Raw genomic sequence first — 19,797 nt, 5'->3', positions numbered from 1 at the left:
GTCCTTACGCCAGCGAGGGCTTCGCTGGCGTACTCATGCGCGCATGTCCTCCAGCTCGATGCCCTTGGTTTCGCGCACCGCGTACAGCACGAACAGCAGCGACAGCAGCGCGAAACCGGCGTACAGCCCGTAGGCGAAGGTCAGGCCCAGCTCGGCCAGCGCCGGGAACGTGCTGGTGATCGCGAAGTTGGCCAGCCACTGCGCCGCCGCGGCCACCGCCAGCGCGGTGGCGCGGATCCGGTTGGGAAACATCTCGCCCAGCAGCACCCATACCACCGGGCCCCAGCTCACCCCGAAGAACACCACGTAGGCGTTCGCCGCGACCAACGCCACCATGCCGGTGGCGCCGGGCAGGCTCAGCGTGGCGCCGCTGCCGGTGGCCTGCGAGAAGCACCACGCCATCAGCCCCAGGGTGATCGCCATGCCGGCCGAGCCGACCACCAGCAAGGGCTTGCGGCCGACCTTGTCGACCAGCGCGATCGCCACCAGGGTCACCAGCACGTTGACGATCGAGGTGACCACGGTGATGGTGAACGAGTCGGCCTCGCTGAAGCCGACCGAATGCCACAAGGTGGACGAGTAGTAGAAGATCACGTTGATGCCCACGAATTGCTGGAACACCGACAGCAGGATGCCGATCCACACCACCGGCAGCAGCCCGGCGGTCTTGCCGCACAGGTCGCGCAGGCGCGGCTTGTGCTCCGAGCGCAGGCTGTCCTCGATGTCGCGCAGCTTGTTGTCCAGCGCGGCCTCGCTGTGCATGTTCAGCACCTTGCGCAGCACCACGCGGGCCTCGTCGATGCGGCCCTTGGCGACCAGGTGCCGCGGTGATTCCGGCACGCCCAGCACCAGGGTGCCGTAGACCAGCGCCGGCAGCGTCGCCACCAGGAACATCCAGCGCCACGCGGCCAGCCCGAACCACAACGGTGCCGCTGCGCCGCCGGATACCCCGGCCAGCCACGCATCACTCAGCAGCGCGGCGAAGATGCCCAGCACGATCGCCAGCTGCTGCATCGAACCGAGCCGGCCGCGGATATGCGCGGGCGACACCTCGGCAATGTAGGTCGGTGCGATCACCGAGGCCACACCCACACCGATGCCGCCGACCAGCCGCCACAGGATCAGGTCCCACACGGCACTGGCCAGGCCCGAGCCGAGCGCTGCAGCGACCAGCAATACCGCGGCGACCTGCATGGTGCGCACGCGGCCGAAGCGGTTCGCCAGCATGCCGGCATACCAGGCACCCAGCGCCGAACCGAGCAAGGCGCAGGACACCGCGAAGCCGGTCTGTGCCGCGTCCAGCGTGAAGCCGCCGCGGATCGCGTCGACCGCGCCGTTGATCACCGCCGTGTCGAAACCGAACAGGAAGCCGCCCAGCGCCGCCGCCGCCGAGATCAGCACCACCCGCGCGGTGGCGCGCTGGCCCAGCCCGTCACCCGTCATGTCCATCGTGCTCATCGCGTCTCCCCAACGTCATGGCATCAAGATGCGCCCGAGTCTGCACTGCGGATCCCGGCCGTGTCCGGTTGAATACGTATGCAGTCGCCCGCGGGCAAGCCGATGGCGCCGAGCCTATGCCGGCGCGTTGATCACCGCCAGGAAATCGCGGCCGTAGCGCTTGAGCTTGGCTTCGCCGACGCCGCTGATGGTGGCCAGCTCGTCCTCGTTGGCCGGCATGGCGCGCAGCATCGCCAGCAAGGTGGCGTCGTGGAATACCACGTACGGCGGCACGCCCTGCTGCTTCGCCAGTTGTGTGCGCAGGGCGCGCAGCGCGTCCCAGGTGGATTGCTCGTAGGCCTCGATGCCGAGGCTGCCACCGCCAGTGACCAGCTTGCTGTCGCGGCGGCGTCGGCTGGCACGTTCGGGGCGCGCGTCCTCGCGCAGCTTCACCTGGCGGCCGCCGTTGAGCACGCTGCGGCTGGCAGCGGTGAGACGCAGGGTGCCGTAGCCTTCGGCGTCGGCCTCCAGCAGGCCGGCGGCGAGCAGCTGGCGGAACACCGAGCGCCACTGCTTCTCGTCCATTTCCGCGCCGATGCCGAAGGTACTGAGCCGGTGGTGGTCGAGGGCGAGCACGCGCTCGGTCTCCTCGCCGCGCAGCACGTCGATCACGTGGCCGGAGCCGAAGCGCTGGCCGGTGCGATACACCGCCGACAACGCCTTCTGCGCCGGTACCGTGGCGTCCCAGGTCTTCGGCGGCGCGAGGCAGTTGTCGCAATGGCCGCAGGGGCCGGGATAGACCTCGCCGAACGCGCCCAGCAGCAGCTGGCGGCGACAGTCGGTGGCCTCGGCGTAGGCCAGCAGCGACTCCAGCTTCTGCCGTTCCACCCGCTTGCGCTCGTCGGCCGATTCGGACTGCGCGATCATCTGGCTCATGGTGACCACGTCGGACAGGCCGTAGATCATCCACGCCTCGGCCGGCAGCCCGTCGCGGCCGGCGCGGCCGGTCTCCTGGTAATAGCCCTCGATGCTGCGCGGCAGGTCCAGGTGCGCCACGAAGCGCACGTCCGGCTTGTCGATGCCCATGCCGAACGCAACGGTGGCGACCATCACCACGCCGTCCTCGCGCAGGAAGCGCTGCTGGTTCTTCGCGCGCGTCGCCGCATCCAGTCCGGCGTGGTACGGCAGCGCCTCGACGCCGAGCTCGGCCAGCCATGCGGCGGTGTCGTCCACCTTGCGCCGGCTGAGGCAGTACACGATGCCTGATTCACCCTGGTGGCCCTGCAGGAATTCGGTGAGCTGACGCTTCGCGTTGTGGCGCAGGCCGACCCGGTAGCCGATGTTGGGGCGATCGAAACTGGACACGAACTGCCGCGCGTTCTGCAGCGACAGCCGCTCGACGATCTCCTCGCGCGTGCGCGGGTCGGCGGTGGCGGTGAGCGCGATGCGCGGCACCTGCGGAAAACGCTGGTGCAGGATTGCCAGCTCGCGGTACTCCGGGCGGAAGTCGTGGCCCCACTGCGACACGCAGTGCGCCTCGTCGATCGCGAACAGCGCCACCTCGGTGCGTTCGAGCTGGCCGAGGAAACGCTGGGTCAGCAGGCGCTCCGGCGCCACGTAGAGCAGGTTCAGCTCACCGGCCAGCAGCTGGCGTTCGACCTCGCGCTGCGCTTCCGCGCCGAGGCTGGAGTTGAGATAGGCGGCGGCCACGCCGGCTTCGCGCAGCGCGTCGACCTGGTCCTGCATCAGCGCGATCAGCGGCGACACCACGATGCCGGTGCCCTGGCGCAGCAGCGCGGGGATCTGGTAGCACAGCGACTTGCCGCCGCCGGTCGGCATCAGCACCAGCGCGTCGCCGCCTTCGCCCAGGTGTTCGACCACAGCCTGTTGCTGGCCGCGGAAACTGGGGTAACCGAAAACGCTTTGCAGCAGGTCGAGGGCTGAGAGCCTGCTCATGATCTCCAAGTGCCCCGCGTTGCCATCGAGTGGTCGCCAGGTGGTAGTGCGTGGCGCCGCGCCTGACTGGCCGTCAGGTCAAGCCGCGCGCTGCCGCATGGCGGCCACTCGATGGCAACCCGAAGGGCCGGGTCTGTTTGCGCGCAGGCCGGCGTCATCACTCGGTCGTGGACGGACGTCCACTCCCTCGCTCTTCCTTGGCCCGCGCGCAAACAGCCCCCGGCGCGGGGTACTTGGAGATCATGAGCAGGCTCTAAGGCTTTCATCGGCTGCATGGTAACAAACCGGCCTGGTCCGGCCGCCGGAGATGGCTGCGGCGACGCGTCGGCAGCACCGCCGCTCAGGCGTCCGACATGCCCCACAGCGCGTGGTCGAGATCGCCATCCAGGCCGAACCGCGACAACGGCACGCGGCCGTTCTTCACCTCGACGCCTTCGCCACGCAGGCGCCGGGACTGCTCGCGGAAACCGCGGCTGCCAACCGGCATCGCGATGTGTCCGCTGGAGCGCAGCACGCGGTACCAAGGCAATTCCATGCCGTCGGGCACCTCGCCGAGCAACCGGCCGACCAGCCGCGCCCGTCCCGGCAACCCCGCACGCGCGGCGATCGCGCCGTAGCTGGCGACGCGGCCGCGCGGAATCGCGGCGATGGCGGCATAGATGCGGGCAGCGGCCTCATTCATGGTTCACGCAACGCTAGCAGGTACACGTGGCAGAGTAGCTTCCGACCCTCGCCGACGGAAGCCGCCGCATGCGCCATTTCGAAGCCGTGCGTTCCCACATCGGCAGCCTGCACGAGCTGCGCCAGAACGATCCCTACCTGATCAGCTTCGACCTGAAACTGGCGCCGGATCGCTATCAGGGGATCTACCTGGCCGAGCTGGAGGACGAGGCGGGACTGCGCTACCTGCGCGTTTCCACCCCGATCGGCCCGCTCGCCGGCACCAATCCCGTCCGTTGCCTGCGCTTCAACTGGCAGCAGCGCACCGGCTTCCTCGCGGTGGCCGACCTGGATGGCTCGCCGTACCTGCACCTGTGCGAAAACCGCCCCTACGAATTCCTCGATCGCGCCGAGCTGCAGCGCGTGGTGCGCGAACTGGGCGTGCTCGGCGACCAGCTGGAGCAGCTCATCGCCACCGGCCACGATTCGCTGTAGCCGCGTCCCGCCCCGTCAGAACAGCAGACGGAACGCCACCACCAGGCCATAAGCCAGCAGCGCGGTGACCGGCAGGGTCAGGATCCAAGCCCACACCATGCGCTCGACCACCGACCAGCGGATCGCGTTGAAGCGCTTGGCCGCGCCCACGCCCATGATCGAGGCGGACACGTTGTGGGTGGTCGACACGGGAATGCCGAACACCGATGCCACCAGGATCACGGCGGCGGAGCTGGTTTCGGCGGCGAAGCCATTGATCGGATGCAGCTTGACCATCTTGTGGCCGAGCGTCTTGATGATGCGCCAGCCGCCACCGGCGGTACCGGCAGCCATGGTCAGCGCGGAAACCACCTTCACCCACACCGGAATCTCGAAACCGCCGGCGGGATTGCCTTCGACGCGCAGGAAACCCAGCCATACCGGCAGGTGGTCGAACTGGTGCGCCGCAGTGGCGCCGGCCAGCGCCAGCGCGATGATGCCCATGCTCTTCTGCGCGTCGTTCATGCCGTGCGCCACGCCCATCGCGCTGGCCGAGACGATCTGCGCCTTGCCGAAGAACGCGTTGACGAACGGGGTGCGCCCGAACCGCCGCGACCAACCCCGCCGGTTGGCGAACCATGCCAGCAGCGCGTACAGCGCCCCCATCAGCGCAAAGCCGATGATGAAGCCGGCCAGCGGCGACAGCACCATCGGGATGATCACTTTCGGGATCACGCCGTGGCCCTTCAGCCAGCTGCCCTCGACCCAGATCACCGAGGCGAAGTTGTTGTCCGCGGCGGCCAGCGCCGCGCCCACTAGCGAACCGACCAGTGCGTGGCTGGAGCTGGACGGCAGGCCCAGCCACCAGGTGATCAGGTTCCACACGATCGCCGCCAGCAGTGCGCAGATCAGCAGCTGCGAGCTCATCTCGATCACCCCGGCGTTGATCAGCCCGGAAGCGATGGTGGCCGCCACCGCGGTGCCCATGAACGCACCGGCCAGGTTGGTGCCCGCCGCCAGCAGCACCGCCTGGCCCGGGGTGAGCACCTTGGTTGCCACCACCGTGGCGATCGAGTTGGCGGTGTCGTGGAAACCGTTGATGTAGGTGAAGACCAGCGCGATCACCACCACCGCGATGACGATGCTCATGCGCGGCCCCCGGCCGGGGACGGGCGGACACTCGGTGCCGGCGCCGCCGGGCAGTGCGGAATGCGCATGGTCACGGGCGTGGCCTCAGGAGTTCTTCAGCACGATCGAATAGACGATGTTGCCGACGTCGCGGCACTTGTCGATGGCCTTTTCGATCAGCTCGAACAGGTCCTTCGCCAGCATCGCCCGCATCGCATCGCCGCCCTCCATGTACAGCGTGCGGTACGGCGCCAGCAGCATGCGGTCGCCTTCCGATTCCAGCGCCTGCAGGCGGTCCTGCAGCTTCTTCACCGGGTCGATGCGCAGGCCGCGGCGCAGCTCGCCGATCATTTCGGCGACCACCTCGCTGGAACGCTGCAGCACCAGCGTGCGCTGGGCGAATTCCACCCCGGCCAGGCGATCGGCCACGATCTCGTAACGCTCGGCGAACTTCTCAATGGTCTTGGGAATCTTGTACAGCGCCGAATTCAGCGCCTCGATGTCCTCGCGGTCGAGCGCGGTGACGAAGGTGTTCACCAGCCCCTCGCTGATCTGCGCGGCCAGCGCCTTCTCGCGCGCGCGCGTGGCGGTGAATGCCGCCATCACCGGGCCGCGGTCGGGCTGGGTCAGCAGTTCGTGCAAGGCCCTGGCGCTTTCGCTGACGGTGGCGGCGCTCTGTTCGAGCAGGCCGTAGAACTTGTCGCCTTTGCCGAAAATCGTCTGCAGTGAAAACATGCGGGCCATGCCTGAGGGGATCGGGATGACCGGAATGTTACAGGACTGCCGTGCTGCCCTGCATCAATGCCCGGCCCTGCCGGGGTGATGTGAAAGCCCCGCAGCCCTTACACTGTGCCCATGCGCCCTCCCCCATCATCGCCGCGATGCTGACCGAAATCGCGCTCGTGCTCGTGCTGGCCCTGTGCAACGGCTTCTTCGCGCTGTCGGAGATGGCGCTGGTGGCCTCGCGCAAGAGCCGCCTCAAGCAGATGGCGCGGAACAGCCGCAAGGCCGCCACGGCCCTGCGGCACGCCGAGGCGCCGGAGCACTTCCTGTCCACCGTGCAGGTCGGCATCACCCTGGTGATGCTGATCACCGGCGCGGTGGCCGGCGATGCGCTGGGCGCCCATATTGCCCATGCCCTGCAAGGCGGGCACCTGGCGTGGCTGCTGCCGTATGCGCGGATCATCGGCATCGTGCTCGGCTTCGCGCTGATCTCGTTCATCCAGATCGTGGTCGGCGAACTGGTGCCCAAGCGGCTGGCGCTGGCGGCGCCGGAAAAAGTGTCGTCGTACGTGGCGATTCCGATGCTGCTGCTGTCGCGGCTGACCGCGCCGTTCGTGTGGCTGCTGAACGCGTCGAGCAACCAGCTGCTGCGCCTGCTGCGGGTGGATGGGCAAGGCAGCGGCGTGGTCACCGAGGAGGAGATCCGCCTGCTGGTCGCCGAGAGCGCCGAACAGGGCGTGCTCGACCCGGACGAGCACAACATGGTCAACCGCGTGCTGCGCCTGGGCGACCGCACGGTGGACAGCGTGATGACCCCACGCATGCGCATCGCCTGGCTGGACATCGCGGCAACCCGCGAGGAGAACTTCGAGGTGCTGCGCGAGACCCCGTATTCGTGCTACCCGGTGTATCGCGGCAACGAGAGCGACGTGGTCGGCGTGGTCGAGGTCAAGCGCCTGCTGCGCAGCTTCGCCGAAGGCACGCCGGAGCTGTTCGGCCACCTGGCCAAGCCGCTGTTCGTGCCGGCCACCGCGCGCGCGCTGGACCTGCTGGAAGAATTCCGCGACGCCGAGACGCCGCTGGCGCTGGTGGTCGACGAGTACGGCGACATCGAAGGCGTGGTCACCGTCAACGACCTGCTGGCAGCGGTGGTCGGCGCCAGCCAGATCGGCCACGCCGGCAGCAACGAGGACAGCCCGATCATGCAGCGCGCCGACGGCAGCTGGCTGATCGACGGCAGCCTGTCCACCGACGACCTGCGCGAACTGCTGCAGATCGGCGAACTGCCCGGCGAGGAGGAGCACGACTACCGCACCGCCGCCGGCATGGTGATGACCGCCCTGGGCCACATCCCGCAAACCGGCGAAGTGTTCGCCTGGCACGGCATCCGCTTCGAGGTGGTCGACCTGGACGGCGCGCGCATCGACAAGCTGCTGGTCACGCCGGCGCCGTCGCTGGAGCTGTCGGACGACGAGCAGTGACACCCCCTGACCGCACGACCGGTCCCTCCCCCTGCTTGCAGGGGGAGGTCAGGGGGGGGGTAAAGCTCTTCGCGCCGTCCTGACAAAAAGCATCCCATCCCAACCCTCCCCTGCTGCGCAGGGGAGGGAGCAAAGTCGGCTATTTGCCGTTGGCCAGCCCTGCCATGCGCTGCGCATCGGCGAGGATGCCGTGCAACACGCGCAGCTCGCGCTCGTCCGGCTGCGCGCGCTGGAACAGCTTGCGCAGGCGCAGCATGATCGTGGTCGGCTCGCGGCCCTTGTGGAAGTCGATGTCGTCCAGCGTCTGCGCCAGGTGGCGATAGAACTGCTCCATCTGCGCCGCGTCGGCGGGTGGCTCGTCGTGTTCCGGCGGCGGCGCCGGCGGCGCGTCGCCGAGCATCGCCACGCGCAGCTCGTAGGCCATCACCTGTACCGCCTGCGACAGGTTGAGCGAGCTGAAATCGTCCACGCTGGGAATGCGCACCATCGCGTGGCAGCGCGCCAACTCTTCGTTCTCCAGCCCGGTGCGCTCGTTGCCGAACACCAGCGCCACCTGCTCGCCGCGGGCGGCGGCGGCCAGCACCTGCTGCGCCGCCTCGCGCGGGGACAGCTCCGGCAGGTTCACGCCGCGCCGGCGCGCCGACAGGCCCAGCGCCAGGCTGCTGCCGGCCAGGCCGTCGACCAGCTCGGCATGGATGCCCGCGTCGGCCAGCACGGCGTCTGCGCCGGCGGCCAGCGCATTCGCCTCCGGGTCGGGAAAGCGGTGCGGCGCGACCAGCTCCAGCCGCGCGAAACCCATCGTGCGGATCGCCCGCGCCGCGCTGCCGATATTGCCCGGATGCGAAGTGCGCACCAGCACGTAGCGGATGCGGGTGGCGAGGTCGTGGAGATCGGTCATGCGCTGGACGGATTGGCGACGGAGACCGCCTAGGATAGTGGACGCGGGGCGGCCAGGGCGCGCCTCTGCTAGAATCGCCGGCCGCAACCCCGCTCTCTTCCAAAGTCGAAACCATGGCCAGACCACACGTCACGATCGCGGCGCGCGCCGCGCGTTCTGCAGGCAATGTGATCCTGCGCTACATGAACCGCATCGACGGCCTCAACATCGTCGAGAAGCAGCAGATGGATTTCGTCTCCGAAGTCGACAAGCTGGCCGAGGCGGAAATCATCAAGGAACTGCGCCGCGCCTACCCCAACCACGCCATCCTCGCCGAGGAAAGCGGCGCGACCGGCAAGGGCCCGCTGACCTGGGTGATCGACCCGCTGGACGGCACCCACAATTACCTGCGCGGCATCCCGCACTTCAGCGTGTCCATCGCGCTGCTGGAAAAGGGCGTGCCGATCCACGCCGTGGTGTTCGACCCGCTGCGCGACGAGCTGTACACCGCCAGCAAGGGCGACGGCGCCTACCTCAACGACCGCCGCATGCGCGTCAGCAAGCGCGAGAACCTGGGCGGCGCGATGATCGCCACCGGTTTCCCGTTCCGCCAGCGCGAGCATCTGGTGCCGCAGCTCGACATGACCCGCGCCATCCTCGGCCAGGCCGAGGACATCCGCCGCTCCGGCTCCGCCGCGCTGGACCTGGCCTATGTCGCCGCCGGCCGCTACGACGGCTACTTCGAGATCGGCCTGAAGCCATGGGACATGGCCGCCGGCGTGCTGCTGGTGCACGAAGCCGGCGGCCGCTACTGCGACTTCGCCGGCCGCGATGGTATCCCGGCCAGCGGCAACATCGTCGCGGGCAACCTCAACGTGGCCAAGGCGATGGTCGACGCGATCGGGCAACAGGCAACGCCGGGGTTGCTCAAGGCTTGAGTGGTTCGCCCGCTTGAAACGACGAAGGCACCCGTGGGTGCCTTCGTCGTTTCAGGGTGCCGCTTCACGCAGGAACCCGCGCAGGAACGGGATGGTGATCCGTCGTTGCGCCGCCAGCGAGGCCACGTCCAGCTTGTCGAGCAGGTCGAGCAGTGCGCCGAGATCACGCGCGTAGCGGGTGAACAGCCAGTCCAGCACGCTGTCGTCCAGCTCGATGCCGCGCGACGCGGCCTGCGCCTTCAGCACGGCGCGGCGCTCGTCGTCGTCGAGCGGCTTCAGTGCGAAATGGGCGCAGGCGCCGAGGCGCGAGCGCAGGTCGGGCAGTCCGATGCCGAGCTGGGTGGGCGTGGCATCCGCCGCGAACAGCAGGGCGCTGCCTTCGGCGCGGGCGCGGTTGTAGAGGTCGAACAGCGCGTGTTCGGCGTCGCGGTTGCCGGCGATGGCGCCCAGATCGTCCAGCGCCAGCAGTTCGCTGCCGGCGACACCGCGCAAGGCTGCGGCGTGGTCGGCGATCGTCGCCAGCGGCAGATACTGCACACGCCGTTCGGCCGCGCTGGCCGCCTGGCATGCGGCCATCAGAAGATGGCTGCGGCCGCTGCCGCTGGCGCCATGCAGGTAAACCCACGGCACACCGGGCTGCAGTGCCAGCGCCTGCACCGCAGCCAGCGCCGGTGCATTCGCGCCGGCGTGGAAATGTTCGAAGCGCTGCCGGCGGGGCCAGCGCAGCGCGAGCGGCAACTGCGGAATCATGCTGCGGAAGAATCACCCGGCGGTGGCGTGCCGACGGCCGTGGCCTCGACCGCGCCATCGCGATGCACGGCGACACCCATCTCGGCGATCACCGGATCCTCCGGCCCCGCCTCGTTGTACAGTTCGCTCATGCGGTAGCGCTCGATCAGGTAGCGCAGCAGCACCATGATCACCGAGGCCGCCGGCAGCGCCAGCAGCACGCCTAGGAAGCCGAACAGGTAGCCGCCGGCCAGTACCGCGAACATCACCGCCACCGGGTGCAGGCCGATCTTGTCGCCGACCAGCTTGGGTACCAGCACATAGCCTTCCAGCAACTGGCCGACCGCGAACACGCCGCACACCAGCAGCACGTGCGCCCAGTCGCCGTATTGCACCAGCACCGCCACGATCGCCGCGACGAAGCCGACGATGAAGCCCAGGTACGGCACGAAGCTGAGCAGGCCGGCGACCATGCCGATCAGCGGGCCCACGGTCAGCCCGACCACGCCCAGGCCCGCACCGTAGAACACGCCCAGCGCCAGCATCACCAGCAGTTGGCCACGCACGAACGCGCCCAGAATCTTGTCCGCTTCGCTGGCCAGGTAGGCAATGGTGGGCTGGATCGAGCGCGGCAGCATGCCATCGACCTTCGCCACCATCCGGTCCCAGTCGCGCAGCAGGTAGAACGCCACCACCGGGATCAGCACCAGGTTGGCCAGCCACGCCACGATGCCCAGCCCGGAGCGCGAAACCTTGCCCAACACCTCCGTGGCGACGCCGCCGATCGAGCCGATGTGTGCCTTGATCGCGGCCAGCAGGCGGTCGCTGTCGAAGGTGTGCGGGTCCAGGTGCAGGCGCGCCTGCAGCCACGGCCACAAGGTGTTCTGCGCCCAGTCGCCGTAGCGCGGCAGGTTGCTGACCAGGTTCTCGATCTGACGCGCGATCAGGGGAATCAGCAACAGCAGCACGCCGACCACCACGACCATGATCACCACGAACACGATGGTGGCCGCCCACATCCGGTTCAGCCCCAGCCGCTCCAGCCGGTCAGCCAGCGGATCGCCCAGGTAGGCCAGCATCGCCGCCACCGCGAACGGCATCAGCACCGGCGCCAGCAGCCAGAGCAGGTAAACGATGACCGCGGTGATGGCGAACAGCTGCCAGCGGCGCGAGATGTCCTTGTCCTGATTCATCCAGTTACCTCAGCCAGCGCAGGTTCGCGTCCGCGCCCGGGTGCGGCTCGCCCTGCAGCAGCAGGTGGCCGCCGGCGGCAAGGTTCGCGGCCAGCGCGCTGATCGGCACGGAAGCCTTGATGTACAGCAGCACGCCGTCGTTCTGCGCACCCAGGGTCTGCACCTGTTTGACCGAAGGATCGTCCTGCAGGGTCGCCACCAGGCTCGCGTAATCCATCGCCGAAGCCAGCCCGCTGACCCACAGCTTGCCCTCACTGGGGCCCGCGCCGATCACGTTGAGCTGCTTGCCGAGGCGCTCGACCAGGCCGTTGCCGGCATCGCCAAGCAGCGCATCGACGCTCGCGCCCTGGCTGCTCCAGCGCTGCGCCTGGCCGCCGGAGATCAGCGTCCAGTCCGCGCCGCCGTCGCGCAACTTGCCGAGCAGCACCAGGCCGGTGTGGTATTGCCGGTTGACCGCCGCCAGCGCGGCCGGGTCGGCGGCAGCGACCCTGGCTGGATCAGGTGGATTGCCGTCGGGGTAGACCACGCCGGTGCCGCGCGCGCTGGCGGTTGCGGCCAGGCTGGCCAGCGCCGACTGGCCGAGCAGATGGCCGTCGCCACCCTGCACCAGCAGCAGCACCGGCGGCTTGATGCCGGCGCTCTGCACGCCCAGCTTCGTCACCAGCCGGCGCACCGAGCCCGGCTCGAACTCCACGTTCAACACCAGCCCGGTCGCGGCACGCTGGTACTGGAACTTCTGCACCATCGAGGCCGCGTTGCCCAGCGCGTCGGCATAACCGGCGTTGCTGCGCAGGTCCTGCCCGCCGGCGACCCGCGTCAGCACCTGGCCGAGTGCGGTGGCGAACGCCTGGTCGCGCTGGGCGTCGCTGGTGTCGGCCACCGGCACGACCACCGAATACGGCGAGCCGGCAACCTGCGCGTGCGACGCAGGCAACGCGGCAAAGACCAGCAGCAGGGCAACGATCAATAGACGGAACAGGCGCATGGGTGTGGGTATCTTCTGGGGGAAGCTCGCTGGAAGTCTGCCCAATCGCGCCCCCAGCGTCCATCGCAGCCGTCACCCTATCCGCCATGCCCGACCGGCAACAGCGCCACAAGCTGGTAAACTTGCGCGTTTCACCCACGCCGGTTTCTGCCATGTCTGACGCCCTCACCTACCGCGCCGCCGGCGTCGACATCGACGCCGGCAATGCGCTGGTCGAACGCATCAAGCCGCTGGTCAAGCGCACGCTCCGCCCCGAAGTGATGGGCGGGCTGGGCGGCTTCGGTGGCCTGTTCGACCTCTCCGGCCGCTACAAGGAGCCGGTACTGGTCTCCGGCACCGACGGCGTGGGCACCAAGCTGAAGCTGGCGCAGATCCTGAACCGCCACGACACGATCGGCATCGACCTGGTCGGCATGTGCGTCAACGACGTGCTGGTGCAGGGCGCCGAGCCGCTGTTTTTCCTCGACTACTTTGCCACCGGCAAGCTGGACGTGGACACCGCCGCGGCCGTGGTCGGCGGCATCGCCACCGGCTGCGAACTGGCCGGCTGCGCGCTGATCGGCGGCGAGACCGCCGAGATGCCGGACATGTACCCGCCGGGCGAATACGACCTGGCCGGCTTCACCGTGGGCGCGGTGGAGAAATCGCGGATGCTGACCGGCGCGGCGATCGTGGCCGGCGACGTGGTGCTGGGCGTGGCGTCGTCCGGCCCGCACTCGAACGGCTACTCGCTGGTGCGCAAGATCCTCGAGCGCGCCGGCAACCCATTCGACCTCGACCTCGGCGGCGTGAAGCTGGTCGACGCGCTGATGGCACCGACCACGATCTACGTGAAGCCGATGCTGGATCTGCTCCGCGCGCAGCCGGAGCAGATCCACGGCATGGCCCACATCACCGGCGGCGGCCTCAAGGAAAACATCATCCGTGTGGTGCCGGACGGCCTCGGCATCGCGCTGGATGCGTCCGCCATCGTGCTGCCGCCGGTATTCGACTGGCTGATGCGCGAAGGCAACGTGGCACGCGAGGAAATGTGGCGCACGTTCAACTGCGGCGTCGGCTTCACCGTGATCCTGCCGCGCGATGCGGTGGCCGGCGCCTCCGCGCTGCTGGCGAAGCATGGCCTGGCCAGCTCGGTGATCGGCGAGATCGTGCCTGCGCAGGGCGACGAACGCGTGCATATCGGCTGAACCGCTCCGTGACAGCCGCACCTGCCAAAGTCGCCGTGCTCGCCTCCGGGCGCGGCAGCAACCTCGCCGCGTTGCTCGATGCACGCGAGCGCGACGATTTGCCGGTCGAGTTCGTGCTGGTCGGCAGCGACAAGGCCGGCGCCGGCGCGCTGCGCCTGGCCGAGGCGGCGAACATCCCCACCCTGGCGCTGGATCCGCGCAGCTATCCGGACCGCCGCGCGTTCGACCTCGACCTGTTCCAGCGCATCGCCGCCAGCGGCGCCGACTGGCTGGTGCTGGCCGGCTTCATGCGCATCCTCGACGGCGAGGCGCTCAGGCCGTGGGTGGGTCGCATCATCAACATCCACCCCTCGCTGCTGCCGAAATACCGCGGCCTGCACACGCATCGCCGCGCGCTGGAAGCGGGCGACCGCGAGCATGGCGCCAGCGTGCATTTCGTCACCGCCGAACTGGATGGCGGCCCGGTGATCGCGCAGGCGTACCTGCCGATCGAGGCCGGTGACGACGAGCAGTCGCTGGCGCAACGGCTGCTGCCGCTGGAACACCGGCTGCTGCCCGCCGTGCTTGGCCTGCTGGCCAGCGGGCGCCTGCGGTGGGACGGTTCGCCACGCTTCGACGACCAGCCGCTGGCGGCACCATTGCGGCTGGGCGAGCACGGCCTGCAGCCTTAAAGCCGGTTCAGCCCGGCCTCGGCAGACTCGGGGCATGACTATCCGATCCCTGCTCGCTCCCCTGCTCGGCCTCGGCCTGCTGCTCGGCGCCCGGACCGCTCCCGCCACCACGCTCGGCGCACTTACCGCCACCTACAACGTGTCGCAGGGCGGCCAGCCGATGGGTGTCGCCACGGTGACCCTGCGCGCGGCCGGCAACGGCGAGTGGATCTACGGCAAGGACACCAAGGGCACCGGCGGACTGGCCGCCCTGCTCGGCGCCAGCGTCACGGAAAGCTCGCGCTTCCGCTGGAAGGGCGATGTGCCCGAGGCGATCAGCTACGACTACCGTATGCAGACGGCGGTCAAGCAGAAACAGCGCCACCTGGTGGTCGACTGGCCGAAAAACCGGGTGACCGTGGATGAGGGCAAGGGTCCGCAGAGCTACCCGGCCAGCCCCGGCATGGTCGAGCGCAACACGCTGGCGCTGGCGCTGGGTCTGGCCCTGCGCGATGGCAAGCAGCAGGTCGCGCTGCCGGTCGCGGTGCGCCAGGAAGTACAGTTGCAGCACTTCAAGGTGACCGGCAGGGAAACCGTCAAGGTACCGGCCGGCAGCTTCGACGCCGAACGGATCGACCGCACCGACGCCGACCGCGGCTTCAGCGCGTGGTACGCGCCCGACCGCTACCCGTTGCCGGTGAAACTGTCGCAGCACGACGGTGGCGACCTGACGATGGAGCTGGTGAGCTACCGCACCGACTGAGCTTCTCATATGCAACCAGCACAAAAAGGCCCGGCAATGCCGGGCCTTTTGCTGTGCGCGATACGGAGCCGCTCAGTTCGGCAGGCGGCGAATCTTCGCGCCGAGCACGCCGAGCTTTTCCTCGATGTTCTCGTAGCCGCGGTCGATGTGGTAGACGCGATCGACGGTGGTGTCGCCCTTGGCCACCAGGCCGGCCAGCACCAGGCAGGCCGAGGCACGCAGGTCGGTGGCCATGATCGGCGCGCCGCTCATCTGCGCCACGCCCTGCACCACCGCGGTATTGCCTTCGAGGCGAATGTCCGCGCCGAGCCGCTGCAGTTCGTGCGCATGCATGAAACGGTTCTCGAACACCGTCTCGGTGACCACGCCGGTGCCTTCGGCGACGCAGTTCAGCGCGGTGAACTGCGCCTGCATGTCGGTCGGGAACGCCGGGTACGGCGCGGTGCTGATGTTGACCGCCTTCGGCCGGCGCCCGCCCATGTCCAGCTCGATCCAGTCGTCGCCGGTGGAAATCTGCGCGCCGGCCTCCTCCAGCTTGGCCAGCACTGCGTCCAGCGTGTTGGCACGGGCATGCCGTGCACGCACCTTGCCGCCGGTCATCGCCGCGCCGACCAGATAGGTGCCGGTCTCGATGCGGTCGGGCAGCACGTCATGCTCGGCACCGTGCAGGCGCTCGACACCGTGGATCACCATGGTCGAGGTGCCGACGCCCTCGATCTGCGCGCCCATCGCGATCAGGCAGTGCGCCAGGTCGACCACTTCCGGCTCCTGCGCCGCGTTCTCGATCACCGTGGTGCCCTGGGCCAGGGTAGCCGCCATCATGATGTTCTCGGTACCGGTGACGGTGACCATGTCCATCACGATGCGCGCGCCCTTCAGCCGGCCCGCCTTCGCCTTGATGTAGCCGTTCTCGACCGTGATCTCGGCGCCCAGCGCCTGCAGGCCGCGAATGTGCTGGTCGACCGGGCGCGAGCCGATCGCGCAACCGCCCGGCAGCGACACCTCGGCCTGGCCGAAGCGGGCCACCAGCGGGCCGAGCACCAGGATCGAGGCGCGCATGGTGCGCACCAGGTCGTACGGCGCCACGCAGGTGCTGGTGGTGCGCGGGTCGACGTGCATCTTCATGCGGTCGTCCAGCACCAGCTGCACGCCCATCTGGCCGAGCAGCTCGATGAAGGTGGTGACGTCGTGCAGGTGCGGCACGTTGCCGATGCTGACCGGCCCGTCGGCCAGCAGGCAGCCGGCGAGTATCGGCAGCACGGCGTTCTTGGCGCCGGAAATGGCGACCTCGCCATGGAGCGGCGTGCCGCCACTGATCAGAATTTTGGCCATAAGTCAGGAAATCGAAAATCGGAAATCGGGAATCGGGAATCGGGAATCGGAAGAGCAGAGGCAGGTGAGGGATGGAACGGCTTTTGACCATTCCCTAGGCCCTGTTCCCGGCTTCCTCCGGAGTCAGTGTCTTCAGCGCCAGCGCGTGGATCGCGCCGCCCATCAGCTCGCCCAGCGTGGCGTACACCAGCCGGTGCCGCGCCAGCGGCAGCTTGCCGGCGAACTGGCTGGCAACCACGGTGGCCTCGAAATGCACGCCGTCGGCGCCGCTCACCTCCACCTGGGCGCCGGGCAGGCCATTTTCGATCATCGCCTGGATGCGGGCTGGGTCCATCGGGAGGGGTTCCATGCAGGAGTCTGGGCAGCTGGCGGCGGCTTCCACGGCGAGCGGAACCCATTGCGCAGGCTTATGACGTTAAAATGCGAACATGCCATGGTAATGGAAATCCGCTGGCGCAGAAATGACAGCGGCTCCAGGCCGGCCCGGACAGGCCGCGCGCCATGGCCACCCTGGCACCCTCCGCCCCTTCATCGAGCCCCCATGAACGCACGCATTGCCCCCTCCGCCCCGATCGACCTGAACCCGGACGTGATCACCCGCAGCGCACGCACGGTGATTGCCACCGAAGCGGCTGCCGCGCTGGCACTGGAGCCGCGGATCGGGGCGGAGTTCGTCGAGGCCTGCCGGCTGATCCTGGGTTGTCGGGGCCGCGTGGTGGTCAGCGGCATGGGCAAGTCCGGCCATATCGGGCGCAAGATCGCCGCTACCCTGGCCTCCACCGGCACGCCGGCGTTCTTCGTGCACCCGGGCGAGGCCAGCCACGGCGACCTCGGCATGATCCTGCCGCAGGACGTGGTGCTGGCGATCTCCTACTCCGGCGAGACCGACGAACTGCTGTTCATCCTGCCGGTGATCAAGCGCCAGGGCATCCCGCTGATCGCGATCACCGGCCGCCCCACCTCCTCGCTGGCGACCCAGGCTGACGTGCACCTGGACGGCAGCATCTCCAGCGAGGCCTGCCCGCTCGGCCTGGCGCCGACCACCAGCACCACGGTGGCGCTGGTGCTGGGCGACGCGCTGGCGATCGCGTTGCTGGAGGCGCGTGGCTTCACTTCCGACGACTTCGCCCGCTCGCACCCGGCAGGCGCGCTGGGCCGGCGCCTGCTGCTGCACATCAGCGACGTGATGCATGTCGGCGACGAGGTGCCGCGGGTCTCGCCCGACGCCAGCCTCACCACTGCCCTGGTCGAGATGACCCGCAAGCACCTGGGCATGACCGCCGTGGTCGACGCCGAACAACGCCTGCTGGGGGTTTTCACCGACGGCGACCTGCGCCGCGCGCTGGACGACGACGGCGTGGACCTGCGCGGCGCCACCGTGGCCGAACTGATGACGCGCGGCCCGAAGACGATCGGCGCCGACAAGCTGGCGGCGGAAGCGGCGCAGCTGATGGAGAAGTACCAGATCCATGCGCTGCTGGTGGTCGACGGCGAGCAGCGCGTGGTCGGCGCACTGAACATTCATGATCTGCTCCGGGCGCGTGTGGTCTGATTCGTCTCGACGAATCAGACCAATCAAACACGCCGCTCTTGATCCTGCTCTCCCAGAATCCCGCCCGTGCCCACTGACTACCTCGCCAACCTCCCCGCCGATCTCCTGACCCGCGCCGCGAAGATTCGCCTGGCGGTGTTCGACGTGGACGGCACGCTGACCGACGGGCGCCTGTGGTACGGCGAGGACGGCCGCGAGACCAAGGTGTTCCACGTGCATGACGGGCTCGGCCTGAAACGGTTGCAGGCGAACGGCGTGCAGGTGGCGATCATTACCGCGCGGATCAGCCATCCGGTCGCGCTGCGCGCCGAGGAACTGGACATCGCCCACGTCTACCAGGGCCAGGGCGACAAGCGCGCCTGCCTGCGGGAATTGCTCGATGCACTGCAGCTGGCGCCCGAACAGGCCGCCTTCGTCGGCGACGACCTGCCCGACCTGCCGCCGATGCGCATCGCCGGTCTGGCGGTGGCGGTGGCGAACGCCCACCCCTGGGTCGCCGAGGCGGCGCACTGGCAGACCACCCGCAGCGGCGGCATGGGCGCCGCGCGCGAGGTGTGCGACCTGATCCTGCACGCCCATGGCAAGAGCGCCGCCGAGCGGGAGCGCTGGCAGTGAAGCTTCGTCGCTGGCTGCGCGACCGGCGCCTGCCCGCCGCGACCCTCGCCATCGCGCTCGCTGCGGGCGTGGCCCAGTTGCTGCTGTGGTGGTTCGGGCCGGCGCCGAAGACCAGCGACTTCGTCGGCCCGCCGCGTTCCAGCTACACCCTCACCGACGCGCGGATGACCGAGTTCAACGCCGCGGGCCAACCCAGCTTCCACCTGCAGTCGCCGCACCTGGAGCGCCGCGAGGGCGACGATTCGCTCTACCTCAACGCGCCCACCTTCCAGTTGCCGGCCCACCAGGCCGGCATACCGGACTGGAAGGGCCAGTCGCTGTACGGCTGGGTCAACAAGGATGGCAGCCAGCTCAAGCTGCAGGGCCCGGTGGAGATGCACCGGGAGGCGTTCGGCGATGCGCCGGCAGCCAGCATCCAGACCGCCGACGTCACCGCGTGGCCGAAGCAGAACCGCCTGGAAACCGCGGCGCCGGCGCAGATGGTGCAAGGCGGCACTAGAATCAGCGGTATCGGCATGCGTGCCGACCTCAACGACAAACACCTGGAGCTGCTCGATGACGTTCATGCCACCTTCCCGCCGCGCCAGCGCTAGGTTCGCGCTCGCCGTCGCAGCCCTCGGCCTGTTCGCGGCCCAGCCGGCACTGGCCAGGAAAAGCGATCGCCAGCAGGAAATGCAGGTCGCCGCGAAGAACTTCGACGGCTTCCAGAAGCCGAACAGCGTCAGCACGCTGACCGGCAACGTGGTGATCACCCAGGGCACGCTGAAGGCCACCGGCGCGCAGGCCAAGGTGTACTTCGACGCCAACACCCAGATCAGCCGGGTCGTCATCACCGGCAGTCCGGCCCATCTCGAGCAGCTGGACGACAGCGGCAACCTGATGCTGGGCGACGCCACCACGCTCGACTACGACAACCTCAAGGGCATCGCGGTGCTCAGCGGCAACGCCTCGGTCACCCAGAAGGGCCGCGGCGACGCGCACGGCGACCGGCTCACCTACAACACCGAGACCAGCCAGATGACCGGCGAGAGCGCCGGCGACGGCCTGGTCCACATGACCTTCAAGCCCAAGCCGCAGCCGGCCGCGAGCAGCCAGGCCCCGCAGGGACAGCCATAAC

Annotated in this window: 21 protein-coding genes; 10 read left to right on the top strand and 11 right to left on the bottom strand. The window is 69.0% G+C overall.

The genetic code is table 11. The annotated features are described in order from the left end of the window. Positions 1 to 33: 33 nt before the first annotated feature. The 3 genes from IMW82_RS17430 to IMW82_RS17420 form a co-directional block, all read right to left on the bottom strand. Positions 34 to 1,458, bottom strand: coding sequence for a sugar porter family MFS transporter (locus IMW82_RS17430; protein ID WP_211005487.1), 1,425 nt, complete (start codon positions 1,456 to 1,458; stop codon positions 34 to 36). 114 nt (positions 1,459 to 1,572) lie between these two features. Then, positions 1,573 to 3,393, bottom strand: coding sequence for a DNA helicase RecQ (gene recQ, locus IMW82_RS17425; RefSeq protein WP_211005486.1), 1,821 nt, complete (start codon positions 3,391 to 3,393; stop codon positions 1,573 to 1,575). A 340-nt stretch (positions 3,394 to 3,733) separates the two neighbouring features. Further along, complete coding sequence (locus tag IMW82_RS17420; RefSeq protein WP_211005485.1) at positions 3,734 to 4,075, bottom strand: MGMT family protein; 342 nt, start codon at positions 4,073 to 4,075, stop codon at positions 3,734 to 3,736. 68 nt (positions 4,076 to 4,143) lie between these two features. Between IMW82_RS17420 and IMW82_RS17415 the strand changes: the two genes are divergently transcribed. Continuing rightward, positions 4,144 to 4,548, top strand: coding sequence for a hypothetical protein (locus tag IMW82_RS17415; protein WP_108470991.1), 405 nt, complete (start codon positions 4,144 to 4,146; stop codon positions 4,546 to 4,548). Positions 4,549 to 4,563: 15 nt separating this feature from the next. Here the strand turns inward: IMW82_RS17415 and IMW82_RS17410 are convergent, their stop codons facing one another. After that, on the bottom strand, positions 4,564 to 5,676 hold the full coding sequence (locus IMW82_RS17410) for an inorganic phosphate transporter (RefSeq protein ID WP_108470990.1): 1,113 nt from the start codon (positions 5,674 to 5,676) through the stop codon (positions 4,564 to 4,566). 84 nt (positions 5,677 to 5,760) lie between these two features. Further along, complete coding sequence (locus IMW82_RS17405; RefSeq protein WP_108471173.1) at positions 5,761 to 6,390, bottom strand: pit accessory protein; 630 nt, start codon at positions 6,388 to 6,390, stop codon at positions 5,761 to 5,763. A gap of 146 nt (positions 6,391 to 6,536) precedes the next feature. Here IMW82_RS17405 and IMW82_RS17400 point away from each other — a divergent pair, with 146 nt between their 5' ends. Beyond that, positions 6,537 to 7,859 carry a hemolysin family protein gene (locus tag IMW82_RS17400; protein ID WP_211005484.1) on the top strand — a complete coding sequence of 441 codons (1,323 nt, stop codon included), beginning with the start codon at positions 6,537 to 6,539 and terminating at the stop codon, positions 7,857 to 7,859. Between the two features lie 139 nt (positions 7,860 to 7,998). Here IMW82_RS17400 and IMW82_RS17395 read toward each other — a convergent pair whose 3' ends face one another. After that, positions 7,999 to 8,757 carry an RNA methyltransferase gene (locus IMW82_RS17395; RefSeq protein ID WP_211005483.1) on the bottom strand — a complete coding sequence of 253 codons (759 nt, stop codon included), beginning with the start codon at positions 8,755 to 8,757 and terminating at the stop codon, positions 7,999 to 8,001. 113 nt (positions 8,758 to 8,870) lie between these two features. Between IMW82_RS17395 and IMW82_RS17390 the strand changes: the two genes are divergently transcribed. Beyond that, the gene (locus IMW82_RS17390) at positions 8,871 to 9,674 is read left to right on the top strand and encodes an inositol monophosphatase family protein (protein ID WP_211005482.1); all 804 of its coding nucleotides are present in this window, start codon (positions 8,871 to 8,873) and stop codon (positions 9,672 to 9,674) included. A gap of 51 nt (positions 9,675 to 9,725) precedes the next feature. Here the strand turns inward: IMW82_RS17390 and hda are convergent, their stop codons facing one another. From hda to IMW82_RS17375, 3 genes are read right to left on the bottom strand one after another with little or no spacing between them, the layout of a single operon-like run. Further along, entirely contained in the window at positions 9,726 to 10,424 is a 699-nt protein-coding gene (hda, locus tag IMW82_RS17385; RefSeq protein ID WP_108470985.1) for a DnaA regulatory inactivator Hda, read from the bottom strand. Next, entirely contained in the window at positions 10,421 to 11,596 is a 1,176-nt protein-coding gene (locus tag IMW82_RS17380) for an AI-2E family transporter (RefSeq protein ID WP_211005481.1), read from the bottom strand. Before IMW82_RS17380 ends, hda begins: the two co-directional genes overlap by 4 nt. A 4-nt stretch (positions 11,597 to 11,600) precedes the next feature. After that, positions 11,601 to 12,581: a DUF2066 domain-containing protein gene (locus IMW82_RS17375; RefSeq protein WP_211005480.1), complete on the bottom strand. Its 981-nt coding sequence runs from the start codon at positions 12,579 to 12,581 to the stop codon at positions 11,601 to 11,603. A 152-nt stretch (positions 12,582 to 12,733) separates the two neighbouring features. Between IMW82_RS17375 and purM the strand changes: the two genes are divergently transcribed. The 3 genes from purM to IMW82_RS17360 are packed head-to-tail and all read left to right on the top strand — an operon-like array spanning position 12,734 to position 15,181. Next, entirely contained in the window at positions 12,734 to 13,768 is a 1,035-nt protein-coding gene (gene purM / locus IMW82_RS17370; protein WP_211005479.1) for a phosphoribosylformylglycinamidine cyclo-ligase, read from the top strand. 8 nt (positions 13,769 to 13,776) lie between these two features. Continuing rightward, positions 13,777 to 14,439 (top strand): phosphoribosylglycinamide formyltransferase, encoded by a 663-nt coding sequence (gene purN, locus IMW82_RS17365; protein ID WP_211005478.1) that lies wholly within the window; start codon positions 13,777 to 13,779, stop codon positions 14,437 to 14,439. 34 nt (positions 14,440 to 14,473) lie between these two features. After that, entirely contained in the window at positions 14,474 to 15,181 is a 708-nt protein-coding gene (locus IMW82_RS17360) for a DUF3108 domain-containing protein (RefSeq protein WP_211005477.1), read from the top strand. A gap of 72 nt (positions 15,182 to 15,253) precedes the next feature. Here IMW82_RS17360 and murA read toward each other — a convergent pair whose 3' ends face one another. Together murA and IMW82_RS17350 are read right to left on the bottom strand one after the other, a co-directional pair. After that, on the bottom strand, positions 15,254 to 16,513 hold the full coding sequence (murA, locus tag IMW82_RS17355) for a UDP-N-acetylglucosamine 1-carboxyvinyltransferase (RefSeq protein WP_108472804.1): 1,260 nt from the start codon (positions 16,511 to 16,513) through the stop codon (positions 15,254 to 15,256). 94 nt (positions 16,514 to 16,607) lie between these two features. Next, entirely contained in the window at positions 16,608 to 16,847 is a 240-nt protein-coding gene (locus IMW82_RS17350; protein ID WP_108472803.1) for a BolA/IbaG family iron-sulfur metabolism protein, read from the bottom strand. 207 nt (positions 16,848 to 17,054) lie between these two features. Between IMW82_RS17350 and IMW82_RS17345 the strand changes: the two genes are divergently transcribed. From IMW82_RS17345 to lptA, 4 genes are all read left to right on the top strand, one after another. Continuing rightward, positions 17,055 to 18,065, top strand: a complete 1,011-nt coding sequence (locus IMW82_RS17345; RefSeq protein ID WP_211005476.1) for a KpsF/GutQ family sugar-phosphate isomerase — start codon at positions 17,055 to 17,057, stop codon at positions 18,063 to 18,065. A gap of 66 nt (positions 18,066 to 18,131) precedes the next feature. Then, positions 18,132 to 18,680, top strand: a complete 549-nt coding sequence (locus tag IMW82_RS17340) for an HAD-IIIA family hydrolase (protein ID WP_211005475.1) — start codon at positions 18,132 to 18,134, stop codon at positions 18,678 to 18,680. Next, positions 18,677 to 19,273 (top strand): LPS export ABC transporter periplasmic protein LptC, encoded by a 597-nt coding sequence (gene lptC / locus IMW82_RS17335; RefSeq protein ID WP_211005474.1) that lies wholly within the window; start codon positions 18,677 to 18,679, stop codon positions 19,271 to 19,273. Before IMW82_RS17340 ends, lptC begins: the two co-directional genes overlap by 4 nt. Next, a complete protein-coding gene (gene lptA, locus IMW82_RS17330) occupies positions 19,236 to 19,796 on the top strand; it encodes a lipopolysaccharide transport periplasmic protein LptA (protein WP_211005473.1) in 561 nt (186 codons plus the stop codon). Before lptC ends, lptA begins: the two co-directional genes overlap by 38 nt. Position 19,797 lies beyond the last annotated feature (1 nt).

Source organism: Rhodanobacter sp. B2A1Ga4 (assembly GCF_018101315.1).
Taxonomy (GTDB): domain Bacteria; phylum Pseudomonadota; class Gammaproteobacteria; order Xanthomonadales; family Rhodanobacteraceae; genus Rhodanobacter; species Rhodanobacter thiooxydans_A.
This window is presented reverse-complemented; position numbering and strand designations above follow the sequence as displayed.

Excerpts from the sequence above, each read along its gene's own strand:
- IMW82_RS17430 (WP_211005487.1), bottom strand. The coding sequence starts at position 1,458 with ATGAGCACGATGGACATGACGGGTGACGGGCTGGGCCAGCGCGCCACC.
- recQ (WP_211005486.1), bottom strand. The coding sequence starts at position 3,393 with ATGAGCAGGCTCTCAGCCCTCGACCTGCTGCAAAGCGTTTTCGGTTAC.
- IMW82_RS17420 (WP_211005485.1), bottom strand. The coding sequence starts at position 4,075 with ATGAATGAGGCCGCTGCCCGCATCTATGCCGCCATCGCCGCGATTCCG.
- IMW82_RS17415 (WP_108470991.1), top strand. The coding sequence starts at position 4,144 with ATGCGCCATTTCGAAGCCGTGCGTTCCCACATCGGCAGCCTGCACGAG.
- IMW82_RS17410 (WP_108470990.1), bottom strand. The coding sequence starts at position 5,676 with ATGAGCATCGTCATCGCGGTGGTGGTGATCGCGCTGGTCTTCACCTAC.
- IMW82_RS17405 (WP_108471173.1), bottom strand. The coding sequence starts at position 6,390 with ATGTTTTCACTGCAGACGATTTTCGGCAAAGGCGACAAGTTCTACGGC.
- IMW82_RS17400 (WP_211005484.1), top strand. The coding sequence starts at position 6,537 with ATGCTGACCGAAATCGCGCTCGTGCTCGTGCTGGCCCTGTGCAACGGC.
- IMW82_RS17395 (WP_211005483.1), bottom strand. The coding sequence starts at position 8,757 with ATGACCGATCTCCACGACCTCGCCACCCGCATCCGCTACGTGCTGGTG.
- IMW82_RS17390 (WP_211005482.1), top strand. The coding sequence starts at position 8,871 with ATGGCCAGACCACACGTCACGATCGCGGCGCGCGCCGCGCGTTCTGCA.
- hda (WP_108470985.1), bottom strand. The coding sequence starts at position 10,424 with ATGATTCCGCAGTTGCCGCTCGCGCTGCGCTGGCCCCGCCGGCAGCGC.
- IMW82_RS17380 (WP_211005481.1), bottom strand. The coding sequence starts at position 11,596 with ATGAATCAGGACAAGGACATCTCGCGCCGCTGGCAGCTGTTCGCCATC.
- IMW82_RS17375 (WP_211005480.1), bottom strand. The coding sequence starts at position 12,581 with ATGCGCCTGTTCCGTCTATTGATCGTTGCCCTGCTGCTGGTCTTTGCC.
- purM (WP_211005479.1), top strand. The coding sequence starts at position 12,734 with ATGTCTGACGCCCTCACCTACCGCGCCGCCGGCGTCGACATCGACGCC.
- IMW82_RS17360 (WP_211005477.1), top strand. The coding sequence starts at position 14,474 with ATGACTATCCGATCCCTGCTCGCTCCCCTGCTCGGCCTCGGCCTGCTG.
- murA (WP_108472804.1), bottom strand. The coding sequence starts at position 16,513 with ATGGCCAAAATTCTGATCAGTGGCGGCACGCCGCTCCATGGCGAGGTC.
- IMW82_RS17350 (WP_108472803.1), bottom strand. The coding sequence starts at position 16,847 with ATGGACCCAGCCCGCATCCAGGCGATGATCGAAAATGGCCTGCCCGGC.
- IMW82_RS17345 (WP_211005476.1), top strand. The coding sequence starts at position 17,055 with ATGAACGCACGCATTGCCCCCTCCGCCCCGATCGACCTGAACCCGGAC.
- lptA (WP_211005473.1), top strand. The coding sequence starts at position 19,236 with ATGACGTTCATGCCACCTTCCCGCCGCGCCAGCGCTAGGTTCGCGCTC.